Genomic DNA, 704 nt, shown 5'->3' with positions numbered 1-704 from the left:
GCCAGATTCATCATATCTTTATCAGTCGTACCCGGATGGGCAGCGATAAAATACGGAATCAAATACTGTTCTTTGCCAGCCTGCTTGGAATATTTATCAAACATGGCCTTAAATTTATCGTAGGTACCAATGCCGGGTTTCATCATCTGTGACAGTGGACCATCTTCGGTATGTTCCGGCGCAATTTTCAGATAGCCGCCCACGTGATGAGTGACCAGTTCTTTGACATATTCCGGTGACAGAACTGCGAGGTCATAACGCAATCCAGAGGCAATCAGGATCTTCTTGATACCCGGCAGACTGCGGGCACGACGATATAAATTAATTAAAGGCGTATGGTCAGTATTCAGGTTTTTACAGACACCCGGAAAAACACAGGACAGACGCCGGCAACTGGCTTCGATTTCTTCGCTGTTACAAGCCAGTCGATACATATTGGCGGTCGGACCACCGAGATCCGAGATAATGCCGGTAAAGCCGGGCGTGGTATCGCGAATGGCCTCTATCTCACGAATAATCGAATCTTCACTGCGGCTCTGGATAATGCGACCTTCATGTTCGGTAATCGAACAGAAAGTACAGCCACCAAAGCAGCCACGCATGATATTCACCGAAAAACGGATCATCTCATAAGCCGGAATATTGGCCTGGCCATATTCCTTATGCGGCAAACGGCTATAAGGCAGATCAAATACCGCATCCAT

The 704-nt window shown here is 47.4% G+C and carries 1 protein-coding gene; it reads right to left on the bottom strand.

Annotated elements, in window-relative coordinates; translation table 11 throughout:
• A partial coding sequence (locus B3182_RS01150; protein ID WP_292751207.1) for a radical SAM protein occupies positions 1-704 on the bottom strand: 704 nt, incomplete at both ends.

The sequence above is a fragment of the Methylophaga sp. UBA4204 genome, assembly GCF_002379485.1.
Classification (GTDB): Bacteria; Pseudomonadota; Gammaproteobacteria; order Nitrosococcales; family Methylophagaceae; genus Methylophaga.
This window is presented reverse-complemented; position numbering and strand designations above follow the sequence as displayed.